Here is a 26,944-nt window from a genome sequence, read left to right as displayed (position 1 = left end):
CAACCGGGTGCCACAACTGCATGATCGACGTCGGCGGGAGGGGGCGGGGGTCAGCGGTCGAGGACGAGGCCGACCTTCTGGAACTCCTTGAGGTCGCGGTAGCCGCACTTGGCCATGGCCCGGCGCAGGCCACCGAAGAGGTTGAGCTGGCCGTCCGGCTCGTCGGCGGGGCCGAAGAGAAGGCGCTCCATCGAGCCGAGGGGCTCACCGGCGGTCTCGAAGGCGCCGCGGGGCAGCGACGGGTGGCTGGCCGCCGAGTGCCACCAGGACCCGCCGGCCGGCGCCTCCTCGCACAGCGACAGCGGCTCGCCCAGCATCACCGCGTCCGCGCCGCAGCCGAGGGCCTTGGCGATGTCGCCGGAGGTCCGGATGTCGCCGTCGGCGATGAGGTGCACGTACCGCCCGCCGGTCTCGTCGAGGTAGTCGCGCCGGGCCGCGGCGGCGTCAGCGATCGCGGTGGCCATCGGTACCCGGATGCCGAGCACCGACTCGGTGGTGGACCACTCGTCCCCGCCGATACCGATGATCACGCCGGCTGCGCCGGTGCGCATCAGGTGCAGGGCGGTCTTGTAGTCGGTGCAGCCGCCGACGATGACCGGGAGGTCGAGGTCGGCGATGAACTCCTTGAGGTTGAGCGGCTCGTCGGTGGTCGAGACGTGCTCGGCCGAGACGATGGTGCCCTGGATGACCAGGATGTCGACGCCCGCGTCGAGGATGACCGGTGCCAGCGCCAGCGTGTGCTGCGGTGACACGCGCACCGCCACGGTGCCGCCACCGTCGCGCAGCTCACGGACCCGCTCGGTGATGAGATCCGGCCGGATCGGCTCGGCGTACACCTCCTGGAGCCGTTTGGTGGCGCGGGCGTCCTCGTCGAGGCCGCCGAGTTCCTCCAGCACCTTGCTCGGGTTCTCGTAACGGGTCCACAGCCCTTCGACGTTGAGTACGCCGAGCCCGCCGAGCTGACCGAGCCGGACGGCCGAGGCCGGGCTCATCGTCGCGTCGGAGGGGTGCCCGACGCACGGGATGCCGAACTGGTACGCGTCCAGCTGCCACCCGGTGGAGACGTCGTCGACGTCCCGCGTCCGGCGGGACGGCACGATGGCGATGTCGTCCAGGTGGTAGCCGCGCTGCGCGGTCTTGCCCAGCCCGATCTCGACCACGTCACGCATGGGGCACTCCAGATGTCTTCGGGGGTGGGGGGAGGGGTCAGCGGGTGTGGTAGTTGGGGGCTTCGACGGTCATCTGGATGTCGTGCGGGTGGCTCTCCTTGAGCCCGGCCGCGGTGATCCGGATGAGCTGACCCCGCTGGTGCAGCTCGGGGATGTTCTCCGCACCCGCGTACCCCATCGCCAGCCGCAGGCCGCCGACCAACTGGTGGGCCACCCGGGCCAGCGGCCCACGGTACGGCACCTGACCCTCGACGCCCTCCGGGACCAACTTCTCGTCGCTTGTCACGTCCTGCTGGAAGTAGCGGTCCTTGGAGTACGACTTGGCCTGCCCGCGGGACTGCATGGCGCCGAGCGAACCCATGCCGCGGTACGTCTTGAACTGCTTGCCGTTGACGAAGATCAGCTCACCGGGGCTCTCCTCGCAACCGGCCAGCAGGCTGCCGAGCATCACCGTGTCCGCGCCGGCGACAAGGGCCTTGGCGATGTCGCCGGAATACTGGATGCCACCGTCGCCGATGACCGGCACGCCGGCCGGCCGGGCCGCCCGGGTGGCCTCCATGATCGCCGTGATCTGCGGAACACCGACGCCCGCCACGATCCGGGTGGTGCAGATCGCGCCCGGGCCGACACCGACCTTCACCCCGTCGGCGCCGGCCTCGACAAGCGCCCGCGCACCGGCGTAGGTCGCCACGTTGCCGCCGACGATGTCGACGGCGACGTCCTTCTTGAGCCGGCTGACCATCTCCAGCACCGCGCGCTGGTGACCGTGGGCAGTGTCCACGATGATGACGTCGACACCGGCGTCGACAAGCGCTCGGGCGCGCTTGTACGCGTCCTCGCCGACACCGATCGCCGCCGCCACCCGCAGCCGCCCCGCCTCGTCCTTGGTGGCGCTCGGGTACTGCTCGCTCTTGGTGAAGTCCTTCACGGTGATCAACCCGCGCAGCTTGCCCGAGCCGTCGACGATCGGCAGCTTCTCGACCTTGTGCTGACGCAGCAGGCCGAGCGCCTCATCCTTGCTCACCCCGACCGGGGCGGTGACCAGCGGCGCCTTGGTCATGATCTCGCGGACCGGCACGGCCGGGTCGGAGACGAAGCGCATGTCCCGGTTGGTGACGATGCCCACCAGCTGCCCCTGGGCGTCCACCACCGGCACTCCCGAGATGCGGTAGCGCCCGCAGAGCTGGTCGACCTCGCGCAGGGTGTCGTCCGGGCTCGCGGTCACCGGGTTGGTGATCATGCCCGACTCGGAGCGCTTGACCAGGTCGACCTGGAGCGCCTGGTCCTCCACCGAGAGGTTGCGGTGCAGCACGCCGATGCCGCCCTGGCGGGCCATCGCGATCGCCATCCTGGCCTCGGTGACCGTGTCCATCGCGCTGGACAGCAGCGGGATGGAGAGCGAGACGTTACGGGTCAACTGGGTGATCGTGTTCACCCGGCTCGGCACCACGTCGGACTCACCCGGCTGAAGCAGCACGTCGTCGAAGGTCAGCCCCAGCGGCACCACCCTGGCCGAACCGGCGGGCAGCTCGGGCAGATGGCCGCCCACTTCGCCGCCCTCGACGCCGGCGGAAAGGTCGGTACGGGGCGAATTCTCCACGATTGCTCTCCTGAGCTGCTCGAACCGGGCTTCAGCGAGGTGGCACGGGGGCACCGGCGAACGCCGGGCGAGGGTGTCAGCCTCATCGTACCCACTGAAGCTTTCTCCCCCTGAACCGCGCGGTGCCCGCCCCGGTGACGGCTCGCGCGACCGGGGGACACGCGTCGGCGGTGGCAGGGGACTACGGTGAGGGGGTGCACGACGATCCCATCGACCCGTTCACCGGCGACCCGACCGATCCGGCGGCCAACCTGGAGGCCCCCGACGACGACGCGCCGCTGGACCCACTGACCGACGTCGAGCGCCAGGACGTACTGGAGGATCTCGCCGACCTGGAGATCTACCAGGCCCTGCTCGCGCCGATCGGCGTACGCGGGCTGGTCATCGAGTGTGAGGACTGCCGGGAACCGCACTACTTCGACTGGGACCTGCTCCGGGGAAACCTTCGGCACCTGCTCAGCTCGGGGCGCCCACGGGTGCACGAGCCGGCCTACGATCCCGACCCCGACCACTACGTCACCTGGGACTATGCCCGGGGTTACGCCGACGGCGTGCACGACACCCTCAGCGAAGGCACCGAGGACGAGCCCGGCTCGGGCCGCTGACCCGTCACCGTAAGCGCAACTAGGCCGGACTGGCCCACTCGGCTCGACCGGCCGGCTCGGGTCCGGTTGGCGAACTCGGCCGGACCGAGCCGGCCGAGTTGCTACGCGACCAGACCGGCCCGGAAGCCGGCGGCCACGGCGTGCGCCCGGTCACGGGCACCGAGCTTGCGGAACAGCCGGCGGGCGTGGGTCTTGACGGTGTCCTCGGAGACGAACAGTTCCCGGCCGATCTCGGCGTTGCTCTTGCCCTCGGCCATGCCGAGCAGCACCTGTAGCTCTCGCTCGGTGAGGCCGATCGCGGACCGGTCGGTTCGGGGTGGCGACGTGGGCTTGCCCGGCTCGGACTCGGCACCCGGTTCGGCGGGGTCGTCGCCACGCTGCACCGGCACCACCGCCGGGCCGCCCGCCGCGTCCGTGCCCGGCCAGGCGGTGGACGCCTCGCCGCCGGTACGACCACCGGGGGCCGGCCGGGCCGGGCTGCCGACCGCCGCGGCGTCCCGGGCCGGATCAGCGATCCGGTGCCGGTTGGTCCGACCGGGCGCGGCCAGCAGCAGCAGCGCCTTGGCGACGGCGCTGGTCAGATCCTGGTCGACCCCCTGGATCAGACCGCGGGCCCCGGCACCTATGGTCGCCGCCGCTGCCTCGGACTCCTCGGCACCGAGCAGCAGGACAGCGGCCTGCGGAGCACGGGCCAGCACCCGGCGGACGAAACCGACGCTGTCGGGTCGGGTGAGCGCGGTGTCGGCGAGCACCACATCGGCCGGACGTTCGGCCAACCGCAACATCACCTCGGGGTCGGAGACCGCCGTCCGGACGGCACCCGACAATCCCAACCGCGCTGCCGCGGAGGTCAGGTGCTGCGCCGCGAGCGGCGTTCGAACGCACACGAGAACGGTACGCACAGGCATCTCCTCTCCGCTGACGAGCAGACCATGACCTGCCCCGGTCGGGAGGAGGTTCCGGGCAATCCTCCCAACTTTTCCGACAGATAGGGCATATGCCGCAATCTGTCGGATGTTTTGGATCAAAGACGTGTGAGGCGAGAGACGCCCGGGTAGGGAGTGGCCAGGCCGGGAACGGTGCGCCTGCGCGGCCCGCCGCCCGGACAACCGGCCACAAGCTGTCTCGCGGTGCCGCGCGAGAGGAGGGGTGCTGATGTCGAACGTACGTAGACTGCCCGGACCCATCATCGACCTCTGGGACTGGCAGCGCCTCGGCGCCTGCCGGGGCCGCGACAGCGCCCAGTTCTTCCATCCCGACGGGGAGCGCGGCTCGTCCCGGCTGCGCCGGGAATCCTCCGCCAAGGCCGTCTGCCGGGCCTGCCCGGTCCGCGCCGAGTGCGCCGCGCACGCCTTGGCGGTACGCGAGCCGTACGGCGTCTGGGGTGGCTTCAGCGAGTCCGAGCGGCTGCGACTGCTCGCGGTCGGCTGGGAGGATCTCGCCGACCGTCGCCAGACCCGCGTCGACGTCAACCGACTGGAGGCCCGGCTGGGCAGCTCGCACCGTTCGACGGTGCCCATCCAGCGCAACGTCGCCTGACCAATCGCACCACCGACGCCGCGTCCCGACCAGGACGCGGCGTCGCCCTTTCCCCCCACTCCCCCCACTCCCACCACTCCCACCACCACCGCAGGCGGGGAAGCGGTGCGGGGGCGCGGGGGGTGGGGTCTCGGGGTCAGGTGACGGTGAGGGTGACGGAGTGCCAGCCGGTCGCGCCGTCGGGGGCGACGTCCTGCCTTTGGGCGGTCTGGGTCTCGCCGGTGCTGTCCGTCGCCCGCACCTGGAGGGTGTGCTCGCCCGGGGTCGCCGGCCACTGCCACGACCACTGCACCCAGGTGTCCACCGAGATGGTCGGCGCCAGCTGGGCCTCCTGCCAGGGCCCTTCGTCGACGCGTACCTCGACGCGGTCGATGCCCCGGTGCTGCGCCCAGGCGACGCCCGCGACCGTGACCGGGCCGGCGGCCGGGCGGTTGCGCGGGCGGGGCGTGTCGATCCTCGACTGCGTCTTGATCGGCCCCTGCGCCGACCACCCCCGGGGCACCCAGTACGCGTCGAAGTCCGCGAAACTGGTCAACTCAAGTTCGGTGATCCACTTGCAGGCCGACACGTAGCCGTACAGGCCCGGCACCACCATCCGGACCGGGAAGCCGTGCTGCACCGGCAGCGGCTCGCCGTTCATGCCGACGGCGAGCAGCGCGTCCCGCCCGTCCCGCAGCGCTGCGGTCGGGGTGCCGCAGGTCCAACCGTCGACCGAGCGCCCGACCACCTGGTCGGCACCGTCCAGCGGCCCCACCTCGTCGAGCAGTTCCCGGATCGGTACGCCGAGCCACCGTGCGTTGCCGATCAGGTCGCCGCCAACCTCGTTGGAGACGCAGGCCAGCGTCACGTACCGCTCCACCATGGGTCGGGCGAGCAGATCGGCGTAGCTCAGCGTGACCGGGTTGCGGACCCGGCCGTGGATGCGCAACTGCCAGGTCTCCGGATCGACCTGCGGCACCACCAGCGCGGTGTCGATCCGGTAGAAGCTTCGGTTCGACGTCACGTAGCTGGCCAGCCCGGGCACGGACAAGTTGGCACCAGCGGGCACCGGTGGTGCGGCAGAGACCGGGGCCGGCAGCGTGATCGCCTCGCGGGCGGCCGACACCCCCTGGCGGCCGGCCAACCACCGCCCCGCCACTCCCCCGACGGCGGCCACCCCGAGCACCGTCCCGACCCCGGTGAGGAACCGCCGCCGCGAGTCCGGGTCGACCCGCCGCCCCGGACCTGCGGGGCCCGATGGGCCGCCGGCGGCCGGCGGGCTTCCCGGGACCGACGGACTGCCGGCCGACGCGGTCGGGTCGGTCGCCGTCCCGTCGGGGACCCCGACGGTCCCGGCCGAATCCGGGTCGGGGGGCACGGCGCGATTGGCCACGGAGGGCGGGCCGGACGGCGTCGGTGGGGCCCACGGCCAGGGTTCGAGTTCCAGCGGGCCGGCGACGAACGCCCAGAGCGCGACCCCGCCGACCGCCGCTCCGAGCAGCGACGGGAGTACGTCGGCGGCGTCCGCGCCGGCCCGGGTCAGGGCCGCCGCCGCGCCGATCCCGCCGAAGACGACGATGCCGGCCAGGCCCGCCGTCAGCCGCCGGGCGGCCAGCATGCCGATCAGGGCGGCGAAGCCGCCGAGCAGCAGTGCCGTGCCGACCAGTAGGGCGATCTTGTCGTACGTGCCGAAGACCTCGATGCCGAACCGCTTGACCGGCTCCGGGGCGGTGTCCACGACGAGACCGCCGACCGCGACGAGCGGGGACGACCGGGGGCCGGTCAGGGCGGCAACCACTTCGGCGGTGCCGATGGCCGCCGCAGCGGCGGCGATGCCGGCCAGGGCCGCGAACCGGGGTGTCGTGCTGCTCACCCGCCCAGTGTTTCCCACCGGCCACCGGTCCGGTAGCGCCGTCGGCGTTCCGTAACCTCTCGTCACGGCGCACCGGCCCGGAACCGGGTCCGACGTCCCGAGGGATCCGACGTCCCGAGGGGTCCGCCTCGGCCGCACGACCGTCCCACTCACGCGCGTGGGGCGCACCGTCGTCGACGGCGCGCCCCACGTCCGGCGTACGGCAGGCTCAGAAGCCCGGGCCGTGCTGGTGGCTGTGACCGTGGCCGTGCGAGTGGCCGTGGCCACCCGAGGCGGGCTCCGGCTCAGCCGGCTTCTCCACCACGAGGCTCTCGGTGGTGAGCAGCAGACCGGCGATCGACGCGGCGTTGGTCACCGCGTTGCGGGTCACCTTGACCGGGTCGATGATGCCGGCCTTGGTCAGGTCGACGTACTCGCCGACGGCGGCGTCGAGGCCGTGGCCCCAGTCGCTGCCGGCGACCTTCTGCACGACGACGTAGCCGTCGTGACCGGCGTTCTGGGCGATCCAGCGCAGCGGCTCGACCAGCGCCTTACGCACGATCGACACGCCGACCTTCTCGTCGCCGGTGAAGCCGAGGTCGTCGTCGAGCACCGACAGGATCTGCGCCAGGGCGGCACCTCCGCCGGGCACCGTACCCTCCTCGACCGCGGCCTTGGTCGCGGCGATGGCGTCCTCGATGCGGTGCTTGCGCTCCTTCATCTCGACCTCGGTGGCCGCGCCGACCTTGACCACCGCGACACCGCCGGAGAGCTTGGCCAGCCGCTCGGCGAGCTTCTCCCGGTCCCACTCGGAGTCCGAGGCCTCGATCTCCTTGCGGATCTGCGCGACCCGGTCGGTCACCTCGCTGGCCTGGCCGCCACCCTCGACGATCGTGGTGTTCTCCTTGTCGACCACGATGCGCCGGGCGCTGCCCAGCACCTCCAGGCCGACCTGGTCGAGCTTGTAGCCCAGTTCCGGGGCGACCAGCTCGGCGCCGGTGAGGATCGCCATGTCCTGGAGCATCGCCTTGCGGCGGTCGCCGAAACCGGGCGCCTTGACCGCGCAGACCTTGATGGTCTTGCGGATGGCGTTGACCACCAGGGTGGACAGCGCCTGACCCTCGACGTCCTCGGCGACGATGAGCAGCGGCTTGTTGTTCTGGAGAACCTTCTCCAGCAGCGGCAGCAGCTCCTCGATCGCGGAGATCTTCTGCGTGGTGATCAGGATGTACGCGTCCTCCAGGACGGACTCCTGCGACTCCGCGTCGGTGACGAAGTTCGGCGAGATGAAGCCCTTGTCGAACTGGAGGCCCTCGGTGACGTCCAGCTCGGTGTGCAGGGCGGAGCCTTCCTCAACGGTGATCACACCGTCGCGGCCGACCTTCTCCATCGCCTCGGCGATCAGCTCGCCGATGGTGGCGTCCTGCGCCGAGATCGTCGCGACGTGCGCGACCGACTTCTTGTCGGAGACCTCGACGGCCTTGCCGAGCAGCGCCTCGGAGACCTTGGTGGCAGCGGCGTCGATACCCCGCTTGAGGCCGGCCGGGTTGGCGCCCGCGGTGACGTTGCGCAGGCCCTCGCGGACCATGGCCTGGGCGAGCACGGTCGCGGTGGTGGTCCCGTCGCCGGCGACGTCGTTGGTCTTGGTCGCCACCTCCTTGACCAGTTGCGCGCCGAGGTTCTCGTACGGGTTGGTGAGCTCGATCTCCTTGGCGATGGTCACACCATCGTTGGTGATCGTCGGCGCACCGAATTTCTTGTCGAGGACGACGTTGCGCCCGCGCGGCCCGAGGGTGACCTTGACCGCGTCAGCGAGCGCGTTGACACCGTGCTCCAGCAGGTGCCGGGCGTCGTCCGAGAAGCTCAGGATCTTCGCCATGAATGTCCCTTCGAAGCGACGTCGCCCCGGCCCGGCGAGCCGGACCGGGGCAACGACACTGATCGGTCTGTCTTACTTACTTCTCGATGACCGCGAGGACGTCGCGGGCGGAGAGCACCAGGTACTCCTCGCCGGCGTACTTGACCTCGGTGCCGCCGTACTTCGAGTAGAGAACGGTGTCGCCGACGGAGACGTCGATCGGCACGCGGTTGCCCTTGTCGTCGATCCGGCCCGGGCCGACAGCGAGGACGGTGCCCTCCTGCGGCTTCTCCTTGGCGGTGTCGGGGATCACGATGCCCGAGGCGGTGGTGGTCTCGGCCTCGTTCGCCTGGACCACGATGCGGTCCTCGAGCGGCTTGATCGCAACCTTGGTCGCGGTAGTCACGGGCATACCCTCCTGGGGTACTTGGTTTCGTTGCCGGTCGGCATGCCGACCGGCGTCAATCTGCCACATGCCACCGGGCGGGGCCGTCGTCGCGGGTGCCGGTCCGCCTGGCGTTCAACCCCCGGACACCAGGGCCCGAAGGTTGGCACCCTCAGGGTGAGAGTGCTAATCGCAGGTTATTCCTCGGCTAGCACTCCGTCAAGGAGAGTGCCAATCCGCCACCCTCGTGTCGCCGCTCCTCCGCACCCGCGTCGCCACTTTTCCCACACTGTTCCGCAGTCGTTCGCCAGCGTTGACCGCAACACGCCGACAGTCACTGTGAGCGCGATGGAGATCGGCCCGAACCAGCTCAGCGCCGACTACCTGGCCCGGTTCGACAAGGTGCTGGAGACCGGTGGCCTCTTCGTCGGGATGCTGGAGCTGATCCGGCTGCACGCCGAGCCGGACTGGTTCCGGCCGTGGGGCGAGATCGAGCGGGAGGCGGTCGCGCTGCGCTGGTACGACCCGGCCGTGGTGCCGGGCCTGCTCCAGACCGAGGCGTACGCCCGGGCGATGCTCCGGGCCGGTCCGCCGCTTACCGACGAGCAGATCGAGAAGCGGGTGCTGGCCCGGCTGACCGACGGCACCGAGGTGGCGCACCTGGACAACCAGCTCCGGGGGCACACAGTGGACGGCCCGAACGACCTTTGCCAGCCTGGGGCGGCGTTGGGAGACTGTGGCCGGTGAGGCGCTGCCGCACCGGCAGTCCGCCCGCCTGATCGAGGAAGTGGCGAAGTCATGGACCTGCCCCGCGCCGCCTGGCGCAAATCTTCCCGCAGCAATCAGAATGGCGGCGCCTGCGTCGAGGTCGCCGACAACCTGCCCGGCCTGGTCGCCGTACGCGACAGCAAGGACCCGGCCGGCCCGGCGCTCGCCTTCACCCCCGCCGCCTGGCGCGCCTTCATCGCCCCCCACGCCCCCACCCGCTGACCAACCCCGACCCGGCGCTCCCCCTTTTGCGCCGACCCGGCCCCCGCCCCGGCTGGGCTCGCCATGCGGTCGCGCGCCCTCCCGCGCTGGGGACGCGCGAGTTGCGGCATGACGCGGTCTCCCGCCGAGCTGACAGCCCAGGATGCCGCAACCCGCGCCCCGCCGGCTGCACATGACGACCCGAACCTCGGCCCGACCAGCGGGGCGCGGGGTTCAGGCCACCGGGCGGCAGACCAGGACCGTCGGGGCGGTGGCGACCCGGGTGAGCACCAGGCTCACCGGCTGGTTGCCGCTTAGCCGCAGGTCGCGCCGGAGCCGCTCGGGCTCCAGCGCGGAGCCGCGCTTGAGGATCTCCACTCGGCCGACCCGCCGTTCCCGCAGCAGCGCCCGCAGCCGCTTGAGGGAGAACGGCAGCACGTCGGTCACCTCCAGGCAGCGGGCGTACGGCGTGCGCTGGGCCGTGTCGGCGTAGAGGTAGGCGATGGTCGGGTCGGCGAGGGTGGCGTCCAGGTCGGCAGCCAGCTCGGCGATCAGGTGTGCGCGCACCACCGCCGGATCGGGGTCGTACACAAAGCGCCGCACCGCCCCGACCGGCGCCTCGCGGGTGCCCGACCCCGCGAGCCGGTGCACCGACTCGCCGGTCAGCACGGTCGCGCGGCGGGGAGACTCGGCCAGTTCGCCGCACCAGAGGGCCGCCTCGACCAGGTCGCCGTCCGCGCTCACCCACTCCGCCTCCGCGCCGGGCGGGATCAGCGCGTGGTCGATCCCCGGCGCGACCTTCACCACCGTGCGCGGCACCCGTTCGGCCAGGCCGGTCACGAAGTCCCACGGCGGTGAGTACGAGTTCGGGTCGAAAATCCGGCGACCGGTGCCGGCTCGACGTCGGGCTGGGTCGCAGAAGACCGCCTCGACCCGGGTCACGTCGAACGCCGTCGCGTCGCCGCACTCGACGGTGACCAGGTCGGCCAGCCCGGCGGCCTGGGCGTTCGCCTCGGCCAGCGCAGCGGTGAGCGGGTCCGCCTCCACCGCGTACACCCGGATGCCGGCGCGGGCGGCGGCGAGCGCGTCGGCGCCCAGCCCGCAGCCCAGGTCGGCCAGTGTGCGCACCCCAGCGGCGCGCAGCCGCCGGGCCCGCCGGTCGGCGACGACCCGCCGGGTTGCCTGCTCCAGCCCCGGCCGGGTGAAGAACATGCCGGCCGCCGCCGGCCCGAACTTGCCGGTCGCCCGGCGGCGCAGCTCGGCCTGGGTCAGCGCCGCCGCCGCGAGCCCGCCGGGCACCCCGGCAGAGCGCAGCGCCACCGCCGCGGCCAGCGGATCACCGCCGGCCACCCCGGCTGCCGTGTCGAGCGCGGCCAACCCCTCAGGCGTACGCAACGCGGCGAACTGCTCCAGATCCACCCGCCTATTCTTGCGCCCCGCCCCCATCTGCCCCCGCCCGAGGCCCAGGCCGGCCTCTCACCGGGCATGCCGGTCGCGACTTGCGGCATCCTGGGCCCTCACGTCGGACGGAAGGCGCGACTTGCCCGAACCACCGGCTGAGAAGGCGCTGGCTCGGGCAGCGGCCCGGGATTACGTTGGCGGGCATGGCGGGACGTGGCACCCCGGCGACTGCACTGCTGACGAAGCGGAAGGTCGACCATCGCACCCATCCGTACGACGTCTCGCCTGATGAGCCCAACTATGGCGCGCTGGTCGCCGTCGCGCTCGCGGTGGCGCCGGAGCGGGTCTTCAAGACCCTGGTCACCGAGGTCGACGGGGCACTGACGGTGGCGGTGGTGCCGGTCACCGGCGATCTTGACCTCAAGGCGCTCGCGGCGGCCGTGGGCGGCAAGCGGGCCACGCTTGCCGAGCGGGCGGCGGCCGAGCGGGCCACCGGGTACGTACGCGGCGGCATCAGCCCGCTGGGCCAGCGGCGACGCCTGCCCACGGTCCTCGACGTCTCCGCCCTGAAGCATCCGACGGTGTACGTCTCGGCCGGCCGCCGGGGGCTCCAGGTGGAGCTGGCTCCGGCCGACCTGGCCGCCCTCACCGACGCCCGGTTGGCCCCGCTCGCGAGCCCCTGACCCGGCCCGTATCCGCCGACCGGCGACCCGGACACCAAGGTCGCCACAGGCACGGTGGCGGCGAGGTGTCGCTGGCGTTGCTGAATTGTTACCGCCGACAACAAACTCGTGACCGGCGCACCCTTGTGCTGGCGTGTGGCGCGGAATACGTTGCCGGACACAACAAAACAAAAACACCGACACCCTTCCCCACCCTCGAAAGGACCCTGCACATGCGCAAGGGCTTCCTCGCCGTCGGCACCGTGGGCCTGCTGGCCCTCGGCAGCCTGACGGCCTGTGGCGACGAGTCCGGCGGCGACCAGGCCGGCTCCGACGTGACCCCGAAGATCGGCGTGATCCTGCCGGACAGCAAGTCCTCCGCCCGCTGGGAGGGCGCCGACCGCAAGTTCCTCCAGGCCGCCTTCGAGGCTGCCGGCGTCGAGTACGACATCCAGAACGCCCAGGGTGACAAGACCCAGTTCCAGACCATCGCCGACCAGATGATCACGAGTGGCGTCACCGCGCTGATGATCGTGAACCTGGACTCCGGCACCGGCAAGGCCGTCCTCGACAAGGCCAAGTCGCAGGGCGTCGCCACCATCGACTACGACCGCCTCACCCTCGGCGGCTCGGCGGAGTACTACGTCAGCTTCGACAACGAGGCCGTCGGCAAGCTCCAGGGCGAGGGCCTGGTCAAGTGCCTGACCGACCAGAAGGTGGAGAAGCCGGTCGTGGCGTACCTGAACGGGTCGCCGACCGACAACAACGCCACCCTGTTCAAGAACGGCTACGACTCGATCCTCAAGCCCAAGTTCGACGCGAACGAGTACGTCAAGGGCCCGGACCAGTCCGTGCCGGACTGGGACAACGCCCAGGCCGCCACGATCTTCGAGCAGATGCTCACCCAGACCGGCGGCAAGATCGACGGTGTGCTGGCCGCGAACGACGGCCTCGGCAACGCCGCCATCTCGGTGCTGAAGAAGAACAAGCTCAACGGCAAGGTCCCGGTGACCGGCCAGGACGCCACCACGCAGGGCCTGCAGAACATCCTCGCCGGTGACCAGTACATGACCGTCTACAAGGCCGTCAAGCAGGAGGCCGACGCCGCCGCCGAGCTGGCCATCGCGCTGGCCAAGGGCGAGCGCAAGGAGACCGGCCAGACCGTCAAGGACCCGGAGGGCAACCGTGACGTCCCCGCCGTCCTGCTCACCCCGCAGGCGATCTACAAGGAGAACGTCAAGGACGTCATCGCCGACGGTTTCGTGACCAAGGAAGAGGTCTGCACCGGCAACTTCGCCGCGCTCTGCACCGAAGCGGGCATCAGCTGACCTCACCCGCCTAGGCGGCGCCGCCCGGCACGGTAACCCCCGTGCCGGGCGGCGTGTCGCCGCTGGACGGGCCCCGATCTCCCTCCGTGACAAAGGAGAACCCCGTGTCCGCGACCCCTCTGCTGGAGCTACGCGGGATCGACAAGAGTTTCGGTCCCGTCCAGGTTCTACGCGATGTCGCCTTCGCCGCCTACCCGGGCGAGGTCACCGCGCTCGTCGGCGACAACGGCGCCGGCAAGTCGACCCTGGTCAAGTGCATCAGCGGCATCTACCCGACCGACGCCGGACAGTTCGTCTTCGACGGCCGGCCGGTGAACATCCACAGCCCACGCGACGCCGCGGCGCTCGGCATCGAGGTCGTCTACCAGGACCTCGCGCTCTGCGACAACCTCGACATCGTGCAGAACATGTTCCTCGGCCGCGAGAAGCGCAGCGGCATCGTCCTCGACGAGCCGACGATGGAACAGATGGCGGCCGACACCCTCGCCGGGCTCTCCGTACGCACCGTCAAGTCGCTGCGCCAGCTAGTCTCCAGCCTCTCGGGCGGCCAGCGTCAGACGGTGGCGATCGCCAAGGCCGTGCTCTGGAACAGCAAGCTGGTGATCCTGGACGAGCCGACCGCCGCGCTCGGCGTCGCGCAGACCGCCCAGGTGCTCGAACTGGTCCGGCGGCTGGCCGACAACGGTCTGGCCGTCGTACTCATCTCGCACAACATGAACGACGTCTTCGCCGTCTCCGACCGGATCGCCGCGCTCTACCTCGGCCAGATGGTCGCTCAGGTGAAGACCACCGACATCACTCATGCGCAGGTGGTCGAGCTGATCACCGCCGGTCGCTCCGGCGGGCTCGGACTCACCGGCGACCCGGCCACCAACGGCAACGGCGCGGCGCCGGCCGGCAGCACCACGGGAGGCGTCTCATGAGCACCACCGCCGTCAAGCAGGACGGGCCGGCCGCCGTCACGTCGACACCGTCCGTCGGCAGCCACGTCCGCGACTACTGGCGACGGGTACGCGGTGGCGACATCGGCGCCCTGCCCGCCGTCCTCGGCCTGCTCGTTCTCTGCACGGTCTTCTCGGTCCTGCGGCCCTCGTTCCTCAGCGCCGGGAACTTCGCCAACCTGTTCACTCAGGGCGCGGCGGTCACCCTGATCGCGATGGGCCTGGTCTTCGTCCTGCTGCTGGGTGAGATCGACCTGTCGGCCGGCTTCGCCAGCGGCGTCTGCGCGGCGGTGCTGGCAAACGTGGTCACCGTGCTCGGATATCCCTGGTACGTCGCGGTGGCCGCCGCCGTGCTCACCGGCATGGTGATCGGTACGATCCTCGGCCTCCTGGTCGCCAAGATCGGCATTCCGTCCTTCGTGGTCACCCTGGCCGGCTTCCTGGCCTTCCAGGGCGTGGTGCTGCTGCTCATGGAGGAAGGCCGCAACATCTCGGTGCGCGACTCGGTGCTGGTGGCGATCGCCAACCGCAACCTGCCGCCGCTGCTCGGCTGGGCGCTCGCCGCCGTGGCCGTCGCCGGGTACGCCGCCGTCCAGCTGCTGCGCTACCGCAACCGCGCCGCACGTGGCCTGGTCACCGACCCGATGACGGTGGTGCTCGCCCGGATCGGCGGGCTGGCTGTCATCCTCGGCCTCGCGGTCTACATGCTCAACCTGGAGCGCAGCCGCAACGTGCTGATCAGCTCGCTCAAGGGCGTGCCGATCGTGGTGCCGATCATCGCCGTGCTGCTCATCATCGGGACCTTCGTGCTCCATCGCACCAGCTACGGGCGGCACATCTACGCGGTCGGCGGCAACAAGGAAGCCGCCCGCCGGGCCGGCATCAACGTGGACCGGATCCGCATCTCGGTCTTCGTCATCTGCTCCACGATGGCCGCCATCGGTGGCATCGTCGCCGCCAGCCGGGCCAACTCCGTCGACCCGAACACCGGCGGCAGCAACGTGCTGCTCTACGCCGTGGGCGCGGCCGTGATCGGTGGCACCAGCCTCTTCGGCGGCAAGGGTCGGGTGCTGGACGCGGTGCTCGGCGGCGCGGTGGTCGCGGTGATCGACAACGGCATGGGTCTGATGGGCTACAGCTCCGGCGTCAAGTACGTGGTCACCGGCGTGGTGCTGCTCCTGGCGGCCAGCGTCGACGCGCTGTCGCGCCGACGAGCCGCCGCCAGCGGCAGCCGCTGATCCGCTGCACCGAAGGTAGTCACAACCGATGCGCGTGGGACCGAGCCAGGACGAGATTCGTCGGCAGAATCTCGGTGCCCTGTTGCGCTACGTGCACGTGCACGGTGCCACCACGCGTGCGGAACTGACCACCGCACTGGGGTTGAACCGGAGCACAATCGGCGCGCTCACCGCCGACCTCGCCGCGGCCGGCCTGGTGACTGAGGGGGCGCCGAAGGAAACCGGCCGGGCCGGACGACCGTCGCTTGTCGTCCGGCCCGAGTCGGACCGGGTCTTCGCGTACGCGTACAGCATCGAGGTGGACCGGCTGCGGGCCGCGCGGGTCGGGCTCGGCGGCGCGGTGCTCGACCGCCGGGAGCTGGACCGCCCACGCGGTCTCACCGCCGCGGAGGCCGCTCCACTGCTGGCCGGCGCGGTCAAGGAGATGCGGCAGGCGATGCCGGAGGACGCCGTCTGCGTCGGTGCCGGAGTGGCGGTCTGCGGGATGGTCCGCCGCGACGACGGCCTGGTCCGGCTCGGACCGACCACCGGATGGGTGGACGAGCCGATCGGCACCGCGCTCGGCACCGAACTCGGGGTCGACGTGCCGGTCACGGTCGGGAACGTGGCCGACGTGGCAGCCTTCGCCGAGCACGCCCGTGGCGCGGCGGCGGGCTGCGACAACGTCATCTACCTCTACGGCGACGTCGGCGTCGGTGCCGGGATCATCGCCGCAGGCCGGCGGCTGACCGGGCACGGCGGTTACAGCGGCGAGGTGGGGCACATGGTGGTGGTCCGCGACGGGGCCCGCTGCGAGTGCGGCAACCGGGGATGCTGGGAGACCGAGATCGGCGAGCACGGGCTGCTCCGGGCCGCCGGTCGCTCCGACGCCCGGGGCCGGGAGGCGATGCTGGCCGTCTTCGACGCCGCCGACCGCGGCGACGCCCAGGCCCAGATCGCGGTACGCCAGGCCGGCGACTGGCTCGGCTTCGGCGTCGCCAACCTGGTCAACATCTTCAACCCGGAAATGGTCATCTTCGGCGGCACCATGCGCGACCTCTATCTGGCCGCCGCCGCCCAGGTGCGCAGCCGGCTCAACTCCAACGGGCTGCCGGCCTGCCTTGAGCACGTCCGGTTGCGTACGCCGAAGCTCGGTGAGGACGCTCCCCTGGTCGGCGCGGCCGAACTCGCCTTCGACCGGCTGCTGGCCGACCCGCTCGACGTCAACTGATCTCCAGTTCCGTATTTCGCGAGCCGGTTTCGCCAACCGATGAACTGATCGGCCGAACAATCCGTACCAGGTTGCGGACGGCCGACGGGGTACGGACGTCCATCGCTCAACGATCGGTTCTCGTCCGAGGAGGCGTCGCAGACATGGCACCGCTGGATTCCGCTCGTCGCCGGCAGGGCAACCGGTCCCGTCGCTTGGCGGTGCTGCTCACCACGATCGTCGCAGCTCTGGTCGTTCTGCCCGGTGTGGCCCTGGCCGCGCCCGCCGCTCAGCAACTCGCCGCCGCCGACCAGGCGCTGCTCGACGGGGTGCGGCTGGCCGGGCTCTGGGAGATGCCGGCTGGCCAGATGGCCGCCGAAAAGGGCAGCTCGCAGGTGGTCCGCGAGGTAGGCGCCGAGATCGCCCGGCAGCACGAGGAGCTCGACCGGATCACCGTGGAGGCGGCCAACAAGCTGAGCGCCGTCATCCCCAATGCGCCGACCGCCGAGCAGCAGGGCTGGCTCACCGAGATGAAGGACGCCCGCGGCGCCCGCTTCGACCAGATCTTCGTCACCCGGCTCCGGGTCGCCCACGGCAAGATCTTCCCGGTTATCGGCGCGGTCCGGGCCAGCACCCGCAACGAGGTGATCCGGGACCTGGCCAACTCGGCCAACACCTTCGTCGGTGACCACATGCGGATGCTGGAGAGCACCGGTCTGGTCCGGTACGCCGAGCTGCCGCCCGCCGCGCTGCCGGCCCCCGGCAACGACGGACTGCTCGCCGCCGCGCAGGCCAACACCGGCCCGCAGATCGGGGTCAGCAACACGCTCATCTGGGCGATCTTCCTGGGTGCCCTCGGCACCGGCGGCTTCCTCACGTACCGCATGTTCCGTCGCAGCTGACCGCCGCCACCCGCTTCGATGGCCGTTCGTACCCGAGCCGCTGCCCTGCTCGGGCTGATCCTCACCGCGCTGTGCGCCGCCCTGGGCCCCGCCGGCCCAGCGGCGGCGCACGCCGTGGTGGTCACTACCACCCCGCAGCGCGACGAGGTGCTCGGGTACGCGCCGCGCGAAGTGCTGGTGACCTTCAGCGAGACGATCGCCGTGGTCCCCGGCCGGGTGCAGGTCCTCGCCCCCGACGGCAAGCGGATCAACGTCGGCGAGCCCGAGGTCCGGGACCGGACCATCCGGATCGCCCTGCGGCCCTCGGATCGTCCACTCGGCACCTACCTGGTCAGCTACCGCGTCATCTCGGCCGACAGTCACCCGGTCGCGGGCAGCTTCACCTTCGCCGCCGGGGCACCGTCGGCGACCCCGCCCGAGCCGGCCCTGGCGGAGTCCGAGTCACCGGCCGGGGTGCTGGTACCGGCCGCCAAGTACCTCGGGTATCTCGGGCTGCTCCTGGCGGTCGGCCCGCCGCTGCTCGTGGCCACCATGTGGCCCCGCCGTCGCTCCCGTCGGGCTGCCACGGCCACCGCGCTGTGCGGGCTCGGTCTGGTCGCCGCCGGCACGCTCGGCACCTGGGTCGGGCAGGCGGCCCAGGTGGTCGGTGCGCCGGTCGGTCAGCTCTCCCCGGCCGACCTGCGGGCCGTGGCGGACAGCGACGTCGGAGTGGTGCTGGCCGCCCGGCTGGCGCTGGTCGGCTTGGCGGCGGTCCTGCTGCCGGCGGTGCTGCGGGGCGCTGGTGAGCGCTCGTCGACCGGTCGGGGCGTCGCCAGCCGGGTACGCGGTGGGGCACTGGCGGCGCTCGGCCTGGCCGGGTTCGTCACCTGGCCACTGGCCGGGCATCCGGTCGCCTCGCCGTTGCCGCCGGTGAGCATCGCGCTGGGCACCCTGCACGTCGCAGGGGTGACCGCCTGGTTGGGTGGACTGTTCGCGCTGACCGTGTTCCTGCTCCGAGGCACGCACGAGAGGGTGCTCGCCCGGATCCTGCCGGCCTGGTCCCGGCTGGCCACCCTCGCGGTGGCCTGGCTGGTCGCCGCCGGTCTCGGACAGGCCGTGATCGAAATCGGCCGCCCCTCGGCCCTGTGGGGCAGCACCTACGGTCGCCTGCTGCTGGCCAAGGCGGCACTGCTGGCCGGGGTGCTGGCGGTGGCGGCCGGGCAACGCCGGTTGATCAGGCGGCGGGTCGCGGCGGCCCGGCCCCGCTGGATCGCTCGGGCGGCCGGCGTGGAACTCGCCGTGACGGCGGTGGTGCTGGCGCTGACGGCGGTGCTGGTGCAGACACCGCCGGGCCGTTCCGTCGGTACGGCGGCCGACGGGGTGACCCGGGAGGGCGTCGCGCAGTCGCTCACCACCGACCTGTTCACCTTGCAGTTCGACATCTACCCAGCGGTCGCCGGCACCACGAACAGCCTGCACGCGTACGTCTACACGCCGCAGGCGAAGGAGTTGCCGGTGGCGGAGTGGACGGTCACCGCCGCCCTACCGGAGGCCGGCATCGAGCCGATCACCGTCGACGTCTTCGCACTGGAACCGCACCACGGCAGCGCCGAGATCCACTTCCCGGTCGCCGGTGACTGGACGTTGCGGGTCAGCGCCCGGACCAGCGAGATCGACCGTTCCACCGCCACCACCACGGTGACGATTCGCTGATCGGCGCGCTCCACGCCGCCGTCGAACCAGCGGCCGGCCCGGGTCGCGTCAGCGGTCGACCTGGGTGAAGTCCCAGGAGTGCGGCTGCCGGGCGAGCAGCATCACCGGCGGGTCGGGCAGCGGCTGCGGGCTGCTGCGCCATTTGGAGATCACCACGACCCGGTGGTCGGTGGAGGAGAAGACCTCGCTGGACACGTGCAGCGGGTCGTGCTCGAACTCGGGCAGCGCGCTGTCGCAGACCCAGGTGATCAGGTCGGCGAGCGCGTACGGCTCCGCCCGCGCCTCCCACATCCGTACGATCACGTCGCCGTCCTCCTCAGACGCTGACCGTGGTCAGCGGCATGGCCGAATCCGCGGGCAGATCGAGCCGGCTGGGCGCGACACCCGAGGCGACCAGGTGCGAGCCGAGGGCCGCCACCATCGCGCCGTTGTCCGTGCACAAACCGGGCCGGGGCACTCGGACCCGGATGCCGTGCCGGGCGGCCCGCTGCTCGGCCATCGCCCGCAACCGTGAGTTGGCCGCCACTCCCCCGCCGATCACCAGGGTCGGCACGCCCCGGCTACGGCAGGCGTCCAGCGCCTTGTTCACCAGCACGTCGCAGACCGCCTCCTGGAAGGATGCGGCGACGTCCGCGACCGGAACCGGCTCGCCGGCCCGTTGGCGAGCCTCCACCCACCGCGCCACCGCGGTCTTCAACCCGGAGAAGGAGAAGTCGTGGCGGTGCGCGACAAGATCCTTGGCGGCGGTCAGGCCACGCGGGAAGGCGATCGCCGCCGGATCGCCGGCCCGGGCCTCCCGGTCGATGTACGGCCCACCGGGGAACGGCAGACCAAGCAGGCGGGCCACCTTGTCGAACGCCTCGCCGGCCGCATCGTCGATGGTGGCGCCCAACGGGGTCACGCCCCGGGCCAGGTCGTCGACCAGGAGCAGCGACGAGTGACCACCGGAGACCAGCAGCGCGATCGCCGGTTCGGGCAGCGGACCATGCTCCAGCGTGTCCACCGCGACGTGCGCGGCGAGATGGTTGACGCCGTAGACCGGTTTCTCCGCGGCGATCGCGTACCCCTTGGCGGCGGCCACCCCGACCAGCAGCGCCCCGGCCAGGCCCGGCCCGGCGGTGACCGCGATCGCATCCACGTCGGCGAGCGTCACCCCAGCCTCGGTGAGTGCCCGCTGCATGGTCGGCACGATGGCCTCCAGGTGCGCCCGGCTGGCCACCTCCGGCACCACCCCACCGAATCGGGCATGCTGGTCCACACTGGACGCGAGCGCGTCGGCGAGCAACGTGTGGCCGCGTACGACACCGACGCCGGTCTCGTCGCATGAGGTCTCGATGCCGAGGATCAGTGGTTCGTCAGCCATGGATCTCTCAGTCCTGGGTGCGCTGCATCACCAGCGCGTCGGTGTTGCTCGGTTGGTAGTAGCCGCGCCGCACGCCGATCGGCTCGAACCCGTACGTCGCATAGAGCCGCTGGGCCGGGGCGTTGTCGGCGGCGACCTCCAGCAGCACGGCGCGTACGCCGAGCCGACCGGCCTCGGCGAGCAGCGACTCCAGCAGCAGTTTGCCGATGCCCCGGCGCTGCGCCTCCCGCCGGACCGCGATGTTCTGCACCCACGCCTCGTCGGGCGGTGCGACGGCGAGCCCGGCGTAGCCGAGCACTCCGCCGTCGTCATCGGTGACCACCCGGTAGAAGTGACCATGGGACAACTCGTTCCAGAACATCGCCGCGGACCACTGCTCGGCCCCGAAGAGGTCCGCTTCGATCGGCAGCACCTCGTCGATGTGCCACCAGCGGAACCGGGCCGGCCGCAACCGGCTCACGGCAGCACCGGCTTGCGCGCGGTGGCGGCCACCGCGTCGGGTCGGCGCAGGTAGAGCGGGGTGAGCGGGTCACCGCTCGCGCCGGCCCGGATCCGTTCGGCGGCCAGGCCGGCCAGCGCACCCGCGTCCGGATAGCGCGGTTCGGCCCGCAGCGGCAGGCCCAGCACCTCGGCGTAGCGGTGGGCACCGTCACCGACGGCTGCGGTCGCGCCCAGTTCCCGGGCCCGATCGGCGGCCACCGCCGGAGCGCCGACCTCCGGCCCGACCAGCCGTTCACCCGCGCCGTCGTAGACCGCCCAGTAGATCTCCCGACGCCGCGCGTCGCTCGCCGCCAGCACCGGCTCGCCGGCAGCCGCCGGGTGGCCGATGGCGTCCAGCGAGCAGACACCGTACGCGGGAATGTCGAGCACCTGTGACATGGTGGCGGCGGTGACCAGCCCCACCCGCAGCCCGGTGAACGGCCCGGGGCCGACCCCGGCGACGATCGCGTGCAGGTCGGCCGGACGGGCGGTGACGTCGGCGAGCACCGCGTCGACCTGCGGGGCGAGCAGTTCGCCGTGCGCCCGAGCGTCGACGGTGCACCGGTGCGCCCGGGTCGTGACGCCACTCGCGGTGACCTCGACCAGCGCCGCGGTCACCGCCGGGGTCGAGCTGTCCACCACCAGTACGAGCACAATGACCCAGCCTAGCCGCATCGCCTCCGGCCCTTGAACGCCCGCCCGCCATCGCCGGCGGGTCGTAGCGCTCGCGCGCGATCAAGGTTCAATACTGCTGTGCTTCTCAAGGAGCTTAGGGGCCAGGCCGGTGAGCGCCTGGCCCCTAAGCGACGGATCAGTTGCGACGGATCAGTTGCGACGGCTCCACTGCTGGTTTGCTCCACCCCAGCAGCTGTACAGCTGGATCATCGCCCCGTTACCGCTGCCACCGGCGTCGAGGCACAACCCGGACTGCACTCCGGTGATCGTGCCGTTGGAGTTGATGTTCCACTGCTGGTTCGCGCCGCTGTGGCAGTCATACAACTGGATCCGGGTGCCGTTGCTCGTGCTGGAGTTCGGCACGTCCAGGCACTTGCCGTTCACCGTGAGCTGCCTGCCCGAGGTGTGGGTGAACCGCTGGTTCGAGCCACCGTGGCAGTCATACAACTGGATCTGGGTGCCGTTGCTCGTGCTGGAGTTCGGCACGTCCAGGCACCGGCCGGACTGCTGACCGACGATCATCTGGCCGGACCCGCCACTGGGCGGCGGGGTGGTCGGGTTGGGCGGGTTGGTCGGGCCGGGGCCAGGGGTGCCGCCTTCCGAGAGGGTGATGTCCGAGCTTCCCTGGCTCTGGTAACCCTCGGTGGCCATGATCTGGTAGTAGTGGTTGCCGAGGTTCAGACCGACCCGGGCCCAGGCGTCGAAGTGGTTCGCGGTGGTGATGGTGCCACTGCTGCGCTTCTGCTGCCGGACGCTCCAGTACTGGTAGAACGTCTGGGTGCCGTCGATCGAGGGCTGGTTGACCCGCTGGCTGCGCAGGATGTCGTAGGTGCCACCGTCGGTGGTGACGCTGCCCAGCCGGGTGGCCCCGCTGCTCGGGTTGTAGCTGCCGAAGTTCTCCACGATGTAGTACTCGACGAGCGGGTTACGGGTCCAGCCGTACAGGGCGAGGTAGCTGTTGTTGTTACCCGGGTTGTAGCTACCCGAGTAGCTGATCGTGCGACGGGTTCCCGGGTTCCAGCCCTTGCCACCGACCCAGTTGTTGGTGCTCCTGCTCCACGAACTGGTGTAGCGGCCGTTCTCGCGCAACACCATGCAGGCGTCGCCGCTGTCCTTCCAGAACGAGAAGAAGAACCCGTTGTGGGTGCCTTCCGTGTTCGAGCAGACCTGCCGGTCGGCCTCGGCCTGGGCGGGGCTGGCCGAGATCGCGACGGTGCCGGTGGTGGCCAACACTGCGGCGCAGGCGGCCGCAGCCAGCATCCTGATGCGGCCGCGTCGGCGACTCTTGCGGTGTGTGGGGAGTTCGTTCATGGTGGTGTGCTTCTCCTTCGAAAGGCGGCGGGGGTGCGTGCGGTCGAGGGGACGGTCGCCGCACGTCGATGTCGCCATGGTTGTACGAATTGCCGAACTGTCGGTTGGGTGGGTGCTCCGCTGCTGCTTCGCGTCGTCGCTGACCCCCCAGACTGAAGACGTAAGCCGACATCGATATTTTGATATCGTTATCGCACCTGCGACGTCAGTCAAGAACCCTCGTCCGACCGGCCCCACCGACCAACCAGGCGGATACCGACACCTGGTACGTGCGGACGACGTGGGGGGAGCCGTGCGGCGGCTCAGCCGGCCGAGCGTTCCCAGTCGATGGTGGACAGGCCGGCGTCGGCGAGGGCCTTGTTGGCGGCGCTGAACGGCCGGCTGCCGAGGAAACCACGCGGATTCATCGGGCTCGGATGGCCCGCCTCCAGCACCACGTGCTGCGGGTTGCCGACGAGCGCCGCCTTCTTGCGCGCGTACCCGCCCCACAGGAGAAAGACCACCCGGGACTCCAGCGCGTCGAGTGCCCGGATGGTCGCGTCGGTGAACTCCTCCCAGCCCCGGTTGGCGTGCGAGCCGGGAGTGCCCTGGCGCACGGTCAGCACCGAGTTGAGCAGCAGCACACCCTGCGCCGCCCAGCCGTCGAGGTTGCCGCTGCGCGGCTTCGGCACGCCCAGATCCTCCCCCAACTCCTTGAAGACGTTGCGCAGCGACGGCGGCACCGACACCCCCTCGCGCACGCTGAAGCTGAGCCCGTGGGCCTGGCCGACGCGGTGGTAGGGATCCTGCCCGAGGATCAACACCCGACAGGCCGACGGTGCGCAGAGCCGATAGGCCGAGAACAGATCCTCGACCGGTGGGAAGACCGGGCCGGCGGCGTACTCGGCGGCGACGAACTCGGCCAACGCGGACACCCGGGCCGGGTCGAGATGGGGGGCCAGCACCGCCCGCCATTCGTCGGGGAGCAGCGCCAGCAGGTCGAGAGCGGGGGTGTCGTCGGGCATCGGCAACCTCTCACCGGTCGGAAGTGCGGGCGGCACTGTCGGAATGTCTGCGGGCACTGTAGATACCGGGTACGACAGCGCTCAGCCCAGGGCGGCGAGGCGCTCCGCCCAGTCGCCACCGACCGGCTCCAGCTCCGCCGTGCGGGTGTCGTCGTCGTGCCGGTGCAGGCGGATCCGCAGGTGCGCGTCGGCCAGTTGCTCGACCAGTCCTTCGCCCCACTCGACCACGGTCACCGAGTCGTCGACCGAAGCGTCCAGGTCGAGGTCGTCGATCTCGGCCCGGGGGTCGCCCGCGTCACCCAACCGGTACGCGTCGGCGTGCACCAGCGACACACCTCGCCCGCTCGTCGGGTCCGGGCGGTGCACCCGGGCGATCACGAACGTCGGGGAGGTGATGTCACCGAGCACTCCCAGGCCGGCGCCGATCCCCCGGGTCAGCGCGGTCTTGCCGGCACCCAGCGGGCCGGTGAGCAGCACCAGATCGCCGGCGCGCAGCAGCCCGGCCAGCCGCCGTCCGAAGGCGTACGTGTCCGCGACCGTCGGCAGCACCACCTCGGTCACGAGTCGTCCCGCCCACAGGTGTCGAGGAAGCGGAGCACCGCGGCGTTGACCTCGTCGGCGTGCTCCAGCATCACCACGTGACCGCTGTCGGGGATCCTGACGAACTCCGCGTGCGGCAGCCGCCGGACGATCTCCTCCGAGTGGGTCAACGGTGTGATCATGTCCTTGTCTCCCACGATCACCAGCACTGGCGTGCCGGCCAACGCGGCCAGCGCCGGGAACCGCGAGTGGGTCGCCAGGGTACGTAGGTACCGGGTCACCGTGTCGGCGGAGGTGCGGGAGTTCATCTCCTCCACGTACGAGACCAGGGCGGGGCTCGGCTGACGGGTGCCGAACCCGTACCTGCGGGTCAGCAACCAGGCCACGTTCGTCGTCGAGCGGCGGGCCCGGTCGATGACCGCCCCGCCGTACCGGGTGACGTTGCCCGCCATGTAGAGCACCGGCGCACCCACCCGGCCGAGCAGGGCGGGCGCGACCAGTTTCGTCTCCGCCAGCAGCCCGCCCGACGTGGCCATCAGCACGGTCCCCACCACCCGGTCGCCGAACATCTCCGGGTACAGCTCGGCCAGGGCCATGATGGTCATGCCACCCATCGAGTGACCGACGAGCACCAGTGGCCCTTCCGGGGCCGCCTCGTCGATCACCCGGCGCAGCGTACGACCGAGCGCGGTCAGGTCGTACTCGCCGGTCTCCAGCCGCCCCGACTGGCCATGCCCCGGTTGGTCGTACGCGACGATCCGGTGCTCACCCCGCTCGGCGAGCAGTTTGCGCTGGAAGTGGAAGGTGCCCATGTCCAGGCAGAAGCCGTGCACCAGCAGCACGGTCGGGTTGCCCTCGACCGGGCGGGTCGGCTCGACCACCTCGACGTGGATGTCGGTGCCGTCGGGCATCTCCAGCCGGTACGCCTCGTCGTACCGCTGGTCACCGAAGACCTCGTCGGCGTACGGGTCGGTGGGGTCCGACTTCAACCGGCGGACCAGGGCGCGTTCCGTGGCGACCCCGGCGGCCAGCCCGGCGGCGGCCACCCCCAACGCCGCACCGACCAGACCCGCGGCCTTTCCGGCGGTGGTCCGGGGCCGCGGGATCTGCCAACCGGTCATGTCCGATCGCCGTCGTAGACGCGCGGGACCCGGGTGCTGCCGAACCGGGTGACGATCTCGTAGTTGATGGTGCCGACCGCCTCGGCCCAGTCGTCGGCCGTGGGCTCACCGTCGGACCCGCTGCCGAACAGGGTCGCCACGTCGCCGGCGGCCACCGGGTCGTCGCCGCAGTCGAGCACGAACTGGTCCATGCAGACCCGACCCGAAATGGTCCGGCGGACCCCGCCGAGCTGCACCGGTCCGCAGTTCGAGGCGTGCCGGGGCACCCCGTCGGCGTAGCCGAGCGGCACCACGGCCAGGTTGGCCTCGCGTTCGGTCGTGTAGGTGTGGCCGTAGGAGACGCCCGCACCGGCCGGCACCCGCTTGGTCAGCATCACCCGGGCGCGGGCGGTCATCGCCGGACGCAGCCCGTACGTCTCGCCCGCCACCGGGGAGAGGCCGTAGACGGCGAGCCCCGGACGGACCAGGTCGAAGTGGGTGTCCGGCCGGGTCAGCGTGGCCGCCGAGTTGGCCAGGTGCCGGTAACGCGGGCGGAGCCCGGCCCGCTCGACCATGGCCAGCCCCTCGTGGAAGACCGCTACCTGCCGGTCCGTGGTCGGGTGACCGGGCAGGTCCGCGTAGACGAAGTGGCTCCACACCCCCACCACCTCGATCAGCCCGTCGGCCTGTGCCTTGGCGGCGGCGTCGAGCAGAGCCGGCCAGTCGGCGACCGTCGCGCCGCCCCGGGCCAGCCCGGTGTCGATCTTCAGGTGCAGTCGGGCGGGCTGCCCGGCCGTCCGGCTCGCCGCCAGCATCTCGTCGAGCTGCGGCAGGCTGGCCACTCCCAGGTCGACGCCGGCGGTCACACCGGTGTGCAGCGGTAGCCCCGGGGCGAGCAGCCAGGCCAGCACCGGGACGTCGATGCCGGCCGCGCGCAGCGTCAGCGCCTCGTCCAGCGTGCAGACGCCGAGCCAGTCCGCCCCGGCGTCGAGCGCGGCCCGGGCGGCCGGGACCATGCCGTGGCCGTAGCCGTCGCCCTTCACCACCGCCATCAGTTCCGCGCTGGTGCCGGCGCGCAGCCGGTCCACGTTATCCCGGATCGCGTCTAGGTCGACACGTACCTCGGCCTGCCACATGCCCCCACCCTACTTTCCGGGCTGAT

At 71.5% G+C, this 26,944-nt stretch carries 27 protein-coding genes; 11 read left to right on the top strand and 16 right to left on the bottom strand.

The genetic code is table 11. The features are described 5' to 3' along the window. Positions 1-50: 50 nt before the first annotated feature. Both KBX50_RS10590 and guaB read right to left on the bottom strand, forming a co-directional pair. On the bottom strand, positions 51-1,169 hold the full coding sequence (locus KBX50_RS10590; protein WP_093404935.1) for a GuaB3 family IMP dehydrogenase-related protein: 1,119 nt from the start codon (positions 1,167-1,169) through the stop codon (positions 51-53). 37 nt (positions 1,170-1,206) lie between these two features. Then, on the bottom strand, positions 1,207-2,769 hold the full coding sequence (gene guaB, locus KBX50_RS10585) for an IMP dehydrogenase (RefSeq protein ID WP_210936628.1): 1,563 nt from the start codon (positions 2,767-2,769) through the stop codon (positions 1,207-1,209). A 194-nt stretch (positions 2,770-2,963) separates the two neighbouring features. Between guaB and KBX50_RS10580 the strand changes: the two genes are divergently transcribed. Continuing rightward, positions 2,964-3,374 carry a DUF5319 domain-containing protein gene (locus tag KBX50_RS10580; RefSeq protein WP_210936626.1) on the top strand — a complete coding sequence of 137 codons (411 nt, stop codon included), beginning with the start codon at positions 2,964-2,966 and terminating at the stop codon, positions 3,372-3,374. 101 nt (positions 3,375-3,475) lie between these two features. On the opposite strand, the gene KBX50_RS10575 is transcribed toward KBX50_RS10580, so the two are convergent. Continuing rightward, positions 3,476-4,276, bottom strand: a complete 801-nt coding sequence (locus tag KBX50_RS10575; RefSeq protein WP_210936624.1) for a response regulator transcription factor — start codon at positions 4,274-4,276, stop codon at positions 3,476-3,478. Positions 4,277-4,529: 253 nt separating this feature from the next. On the opposite strand from KBX50_RS10575, the gene KBX50_RS10570 reads away from it, so the two are divergent. Beyond that, positions 4,530-4,913, top strand: coding sequence for a WhiB family transcriptional regulator (locus tag KBX50_RS10570; RefSeq protein ID WP_210936622.1), 384 nt, complete (start codon positions 4,530-4,532; stop codon positions 4,911-4,913). A gap of 136 nt (positions 4,914-5,049) precedes the next feature. Here the strand turns inward: KBX50_RS10570 and KBX50_RS10565 are convergent, their stop codons facing one another. The 3 genes from KBX50_RS10565 to groES all read right to left on the bottom strand — a co-directional run bounded on the left by KBX50_RS10565 (position 5,050) and on the right by groES (position 9,014). Further along, positions 5,050-6,765: a molybdopterin-dependent oxidoreductase gene (locus KBX50_RS10565; protein ID WP_210936620.1), complete on the bottom strand. Its 1,716-nt coding sequence runs from the start codon at positions 6,763-6,765 to the stop codon at positions 5,050-5,052. Between the two features lie 208 nt (positions 6,766-6,973). After that, on the bottom strand, positions 6,974-8,623 hold the full coding sequence (groL, locus tag KBX50_RS10560; RefSeq protein WP_210936618.1) for a chaperonin GroEL: 1,650 nt from the start codon (positions 8,621-8,623) through the stop codon (positions 6,974-6,976). Positions 8,624-8,699: 76 nt separating this feature from the next. Next, positions 8,700-9,014: a co-chaperone GroES gene (groES, locus tag KBX50_RS10555; RefSeq protein WP_089155197.1), complete on the bottom strand. Its 315-nt coding sequence runs from the start codon at positions 9,012-9,014 to the stop codon at positions 8,700-8,702. A gap of 321 nt (positions 9,015-9,335) precedes the next feature. Here groES and KBX50_RS10550 point away from each other — a divergent pair, with 321 nt between their 5' ends. After that, positions 9,336-9,734: a Scr1 family TA system antitoxin-like transcriptional regulator gene (locus tag KBX50_RS10550; protein ID WP_210936616.1), complete on the top strand. Its 399-nt coding sequence runs from the start codon at positions 9,336-9,338 to the stop codon at positions 9,732-9,734. Positions 9,735-9,785: 51 nt separating this feature from the next. Further along, the gene (locus KBX50_RS10545) at positions 9,786-9,977 is read left to right on the top strand and encodes a DUF397 domain-containing protein (protein ID WP_210936614.1); all 192 of its coding nucleotides are present in this window, start codon (positions 9,786-9,788) and stop codon (positions 9,975-9,977) included. A 213-nt stretch (positions 9,978-10,190) separates the two neighbouring features. Here the strand turns inward: KBX50_RS10545 and KBX50_RS10540 are convergent, their stop codons facing one another. After that, positions 10,191-11,375 carry a methyltransferase domain-containing protein gene (locus tag KBX50_RS10540; RefSeq protein WP_210936612.1) on the bottom strand — a complete coding sequence of 395 codons (1,185 nt, stop codon included), beginning with the start codon at positions 11,373-11,375 and terminating at the stop codon, positions 10,191-10,193. 185 nt (positions 11,376-11,560) lie between these two features. On the opposite strand from KBX50_RS10540, the gene ybaK reads away from it, so the two are divergent. From ybaK to KBX50_RS10505, 7 genes are all read left to right on the top strand, one after another. Then, positions 11,561-12,040: a Cys-tRNA(Pro) deacylase gene (gene ybaK, locus KBX50_RS10535; protein ID WP_210936609.1), complete on the top strand. Its 480-nt coding sequence runs from the start codon at positions 11,561-11,563 to the stop codon at positions 12,038-12,040. 212 nt (positions 12,041-12,252) lie between these two features. Next, positions 12,253-13,347 (top strand): sugar ABC transporter substrate-binding protein, encoded by a 1,095-nt coding sequence (locus KBX50_RS10530; RefSeq protein ID WP_210936607.1) that lies wholly within the window; start codon positions 12,253-12,255, stop codon positions 13,345-13,347. 104 nt (positions 13,348-13,451) lie between these two features. Beyond that, on the top strand, positions 13,452-14,270 hold the full coding sequence (locus KBX50_RS10525) for an ATP-binding cassette domain-containing protein (RefSeq protein WP_210936605.1): 819 nt from the start codon (positions 13,452-13,454) through the stop codon (positions 14,268-14,270). Continuing rightward, the gene (locus KBX50_RS10520; protein ID WP_210936603.1) at positions 14,267-15,526 is read left to right on the top strand and encodes a sugar ABC transporter permease; all 1,260 of its coding nucleotides are present in this window, start codon (positions 14,267-14,269) and stop codon (positions 15,524-15,526) included. Before KBX50_RS10525 ends, KBX50_RS10520 begins: the two co-directional genes overlap by 4 nt. 28 nt (positions 15,527-15,554) lie before the next feature. Further along, positions 15,555-16,736, top strand: coding sequence for an ROK family transcriptional regulator (locus KBX50_RS10515; RefSeq protein WP_093404906.1), 1,182 nt, complete (start codon positions 15,555-15,557; stop codon positions 16,734-16,736). A 143-nt stretch (positions 16,737-16,879) separates the two neighbouring features. Next, a complete protein-coding gene (locus KBX50_RS10510; protein ID WP_093404904.1) occupies positions 16,880-17,617 on the top strand; it encodes a DUF4142 domain-containing protein in 738 nt (245 codons plus the stop codon). Positions 17,618-17,635: 18 nt separating this feature from the next. Then, a complete protein-coding gene (locus KBX50_RS10505) occupies positions 17,636-19,309 on the top strand; it encodes a copper resistance protein CopC (protein WP_210936601.1) in 1,674 nt (557 codons plus the stop codon). 48 nt (positions 19,310-19,357) lie between these two features. Here the strand turns inward: KBX50_RS10505 and KBX50_RS10500 are convergent, their stop codons facing one another. The 9 genes from KBX50_RS10500 to alr form a co-directional block, all read right to left on the bottom strand. Further along, on the bottom strand, positions 19,358-19,612 hold the full coding sequence (locus KBX50_RS10500; protein WP_210936599.1) for a hypothetical protein: 255 nt from the start codon (positions 19,610-19,612) through the stop codon (positions 19,358-19,360). A 13-nt stretch (positions 19,613-19,625) separates the two neighbouring features. After that, complete coding sequence (tsaD, locus tag KBX50_RS10495) at positions 19,626-20,672, bottom strand: tRNA (adenosine(37)-N6)-threonylcarbamoyltransferase complex transferase subunit TsaD (protein WP_210936597.1); 1,047 nt, start codon at positions 20,670-20,672, stop codon at positions 19,626-19,628. Positions 20,673-20,679: 7 nt separating this feature from the next. Further along, a complete protein-coding gene (rimI, locus tag KBX50_RS10490; protein ID WP_210936672.1) occupies positions 20,680-21,123 on the bottom strand; it encodes a ribosomal protein S18-alanine N-acetyltransferase in 444 nt (147 codons plus the stop codon). Positions 21,124-21,128: 5 nt separating this feature from the next. Further along, positions 21,129-21,806 carry a tRNA (adenosine(37)-N6)-threonylcarbamoyltransferase complex dimerization subunit type 1 TsaB gene (gene tsaB, locus KBX50_RS10485; protein WP_210936595.1) on the bottom strand — a complete coding sequence of 226 codons (678 nt, stop codon included), beginning with the start codon at positions 21,804-21,806 and terminating at the stop codon, positions 21,129-21,131. 171 nt (positions 21,807-21,977) lie between these two features. Beyond that, on the bottom strand, positions 21,978-23,138 hold the full coding sequence (locus KBX50_RS10480) for a glycoside hydrolase family 11 protein (protein WP_210936592.1): 1,161 nt from the start codon (positions 23,136-23,138) through the stop codon (positions 21,978-21,980). A gap of 302 nt (positions 23,139-23,440) precedes the next feature. After that, the gene (gene ung, locus KBX50_RS10475; protein ID WP_210936590.1) at positions 23,441-24,142 is read right to left on the bottom strand and encodes a uracil-DNA glycosylase; all 702 of its coding nucleotides are present in this window, start codon (positions 24,140-24,142) and stop codon (positions 23,441-23,443) included. An 81-nt stretch (positions 24,143-24,223) separates the two neighbouring features. Further along, a complete protein-coding gene (gene tsaE / locus KBX50_RS10470) occupies positions 24,224-24,703 on the bottom strand; it encodes a tRNA (adenosine(37)-N6)-threonylcarbamoyltransferase complex ATPase subunit type 1 TsaE (RefSeq protein ID WP_307870903.1) in 480 nt (159 codons plus the stop codon). Further along, the gene (locus KBX50_RS10465) at positions 24,700-25,803 is read right to left on the bottom strand and encodes an alpha/beta fold hydrolase (RefSeq protein ID WP_210936588.1); all 1,104 of its coding nucleotides are present in this window, start codon (positions 25,801-25,803) and stop codon (positions 24,700-24,702) included. The genes tsaE and KBX50_RS10465 overlap by 4 nt, the downstream gene beginning before the upstream one ends. After that, positions 25,800-26,918, bottom strand: coding sequence for an alanine racemase (gene alr / locus KBX50_RS10460; RefSeq protein WP_210936586.1), 1,119 nt, complete (start codon positions 26,916-26,918; stop codon positions 25,800-25,802). Before alr ends, KBX50_RS10465 begins: the two co-directional genes overlap by 4 nt. Between the last annotated feature and the right edge of the window lie 26 nt (positions 26,919-26,944).

Source organism: Micromonospora sp. C51 (assembly GCF_018070435.1).
GTDB lineage: Bacteria > Actinomycetota > Actinomycetes > Mycobacteriales > Micromonosporaceae > Micromonospora > Micromonospora sediminimaris.
Note: the sequence above shows the minus strand (reverse complement) of the source record. Positions and strands in the feature narration are given on the sequence as shown.

What these genes read in the sequence shown, in the direction of transcription:
- KBX50_RS10530 (WP_210936607.1), top strand. Translation starts at nt 12,253, where the DNA reads ATGCGCAAGGGCTTCCTCGCCGTCGGCACCGTGGGCCTGCTGGCCCTC.
- alr (WP_210936586.1), bottom strand. Translation starts at nt 26,918, where the DNA reads ATGTGGCAGGCCGAGGTACGTGTCGACCTAGACGCGATCCGGGATAAC.
- KBX50_RS10515 (WP_093404906.1), top strand. Translation starts at nt 15,555, where the DNA reads ATGCGCGTGGGACCGAGCCAGGACGAGATTCGTCGGCAGAATCTCGGT.
- KBX50_RS10570 (WP_210936622.1), top strand. Translation starts at nt 4,530, where the DNA reads ATGTCGAACGTACGTAGACTGCCCGGACCCATCATCGACCTCTGGGAC.
- KBX50_RS10520 (WP_210936603.1), top strand. Translation starts at nt 14,267, where the DNA reads ATGAGCACCACCGCCGTCAAGCAGGACGGGCCGGCCGCCGTCACGTCG.
- KBX50_RS10590 (WP_093404935.1), bottom strand. Translation starts at nt 1,169, where the DNA reads ATGCGTGACGTGGTCGAGATCGGGCTGGGCAAGACCGCGCAGCGCGGC.
- KBX50_RS10545 (WP_210936614.1), top strand. Translation starts at nt 9,786, where the DNA reads ATGGACCTGCCCCGCGCCGCCTGGCGCAAATCTTCCCGCAGCAATCAG.
- ybaK (WP_210936609.1), top strand. Translation starts at nt 11,561, where the DNA reads ATGGCGGGACGTGGCACCCCGGCGACTGCACTGCTGACGAAGCGGAAG.
- groL (WP_210936618.1), bottom strand. Translation starts at nt 8,623, where the DNA reads ATGGCGAAGATCCTGAGCTTCTCGGACGACGCCCGGCACCTGCTGGAG.
- tsaD (WP_210936597.1), bottom strand. Translation starts at nt 20,672, where the DNA reads ATGGCTGACGAACCACTGATCCTCGGCATCGAGACCTCATGCGACGAG.
- KBX50_RS10510 (WP_093404904.1), top strand. Translation starts at nt 16,880, where the DNA reads ATGGCACCGCTGGATTCCGCTCGTCGCCGGCAGGGCAACCGGTCCCGT.
- KBX50_RS10505 (WP_210936601.1), top strand. Translation starts at nt 17,636, where the DNA reads ATGGCCGTTCGTACCCGAGCCGCTGCCCTGCTCGGGCTGATCCTCACC.
- groES (WP_089155197.1), bottom strand. Translation starts at nt 9,014, where the DNA reads ATGCCCGTGACTACCGCGACCAAGGTTGCGATCAAGCCGCTCGAGGAC.
- ung (WP_210936590.1), bottom strand. Translation starts at nt 24,142, where the DNA reads ATGCCCGACGACACCCCCGCTCTCGACCTGCTGGCGCTGCTCCCCGAC.
- KBX50_RS10550 (WP_210936616.1), top strand. Translation starts at nt 9,336, where the DNA reads ATGGAGATCGGCCCGAACCAGCTCAGCGCCGACTACCTGGCCCGGTTC.
- KBX50_RS10480 (WP_210936592.1), bottom strand. Translation starts at nt 23,138, where the DNA reads ATGAACGAACTCCCCACACACCGCAAGAGTCGCCGACGCGGCCGCATC.
- KBX50_RS10465 (WP_210936588.1), bottom strand. Translation starts at nt 25,803, where the DNA reads ATGACCGGTTGGCAGATCCCGCGGCCCCGGACCACCGCCGGAAAGGCC.